This window comes from Ruegeria sp. SAZD013 (assembly GCF_059612525.1).
The window spans coordinates 1-1,507 of sequence record NZ_JBXWQT010000032.1 but is presented as its reverse complement, the minus strand read 5'-3'; the positions used below and the strand labels follow the sequence as shown (position 1 = coordinate 1,507).

1 protein-coding gene is annotated in these 1,507 nt (G+C 58.7%); it reads right to left on the bottom strand.

The window, feature by feature from the left end:
* Window positions 1-68 precede the first annotated feature (68 nt).
* On the bottom strand, window positions 69-1,430 hold the full coding sequence (locus tag AC2FLU_RS16745) for an IS1182 family transposase (RefSeq protein WP_209505932.1): 1,362 nt from the start codon (window positions 1,428-1,430) through the stop codon (window positions 69-71).
* Window positions 1,431-1,507: the final 77 nt, after the last annotated feature.

Below are 1,507 nucleotides of genomic sequence, written 5' to 3'. Positions count from 1 at the left end.
GATGCTGTTGAAAAAGTCGATGTGTAAGCGCGGCGGAAATAGCGGCTGAAGTCTTCCTGCTCGGCTCTTCACGCCGAGATTGGTCTGAGCTTTGCAAGTTTGCGGAGGTTCTGGACTGTTGCTGCGAGGTGGAACTCATCCTTGGCGCCGTTTGGTCCTCTAAGGCGGAGGCGGTCGAGGCCGATGATGCGTTTGAGGTGGGCGAAGAGCATCTCTACCTTCTTTCTGGCGTAGCTGGAGACGACATAGGCATCGGTCTTCGCGATATCCCGTGCTTTTTGGCGGGCGTCTTCATGCCTGGATCGGGCGATTTTCCGGGTCGCCTGGTTGGGCGTGCATCGGGGCTTCAGCGGACACGCCGCGCATTCCTGTTTCCGGGCGTAGTATTTCTTGAAGCCATCCTTGCCGAACGCCGGGCGCCCCTTTGAGATGTTCCGCCAGTACGGCTTCAGCTCCTTCCCGCCGGGACATTTGTAAGCATCGGTGTCCGGATCGTAGGTGAAGTCGGTGGCAGGAAACGCGCCGTCCTTGCGCTCGGACTTGTCGAAGACCGGGATGTGGGGTTCGATACCTTGCTCTTTCACAAGCCAGCCAAGCATCTCCGCCGCACCATAGGCCGTGTCTGCGGCCAGCAGCCATGGGTGCAGGTCGAAACGGTCTTGGGTTCTCACCAGCATGTCTCGCACGGCACCCACTTCCGCCTGACGTATCGGCGCAGTCGCTTCGACATCGACGATGATCGCATGGTCCAGATCGACCAGGTAGTTGGTGCTGTAGGCAAAGAAGGGCCTGTCGCCATTGGCTCCGGTCAACCGCGCGGCCGGGTCGGCGGGCGAGATCGCCTTCGGCTTTACCGGTGTCGCAGCGCCGAAGGCCGCATCATCGAGCGTATCAAGGTATTCCTGCGTCGCCCGGTTTGCAGCATCTGCTGCAGACCATTCCGAGAAGTCCACCTTCGTATAGCGGCTGGCATCAGCCTTGATGAGCGAAGCATCTGCTCCAAAGCTCTCGCCGCCGACCAGTCCCTCGGCAATGCAGCGCGCCAGCACCTGCTCGAACAGATGCCGGAAGAGGTTGCTGTCCCGGAAACGTCCATGTCGGTTCTTGGAAAAGGTGGAATGATCGGGCACCGGATCGGCCAGATCGAGGCGACAGAACCAGCGATACGCCAGATTCAGATGCACCTCTTCACACAGCCGCCGCTCTGACCGGATACCGAAGGCATAGCCCACAATCAGCATTCGGATCATCAGCTCGGGATCAACCGAGGGCCTGCCTGTTGAACTGTAGAACGGCGCGAGATGTCGGCGCATGTCAACAAGGTCTACAAACCGGTCGATCGCGCGCAAAAGGTGATCCGTCGGAACGTGATCCTCAATACTGAACTCGTAGAACAGCGCACCCTGCGCAACTTGCCTCGGTCCCATCATCAGCAACTCTCCTGCAACTCAAGAGAATTGAATCAGCAGCCAAAGCATCGCTCAAGCAGAGTTTTTCAACAGTATCT

Excerpts from the sequence above, each read along its gene's own strand:
- AC2FLU_RS16745 (WP_209505932.1), bottom strand. The coding sequence starts at position 1,430 with ATGATGGGACCGAGGCAAGTTGCGCAGGGTGCGCTGTTCTACGAGTTC.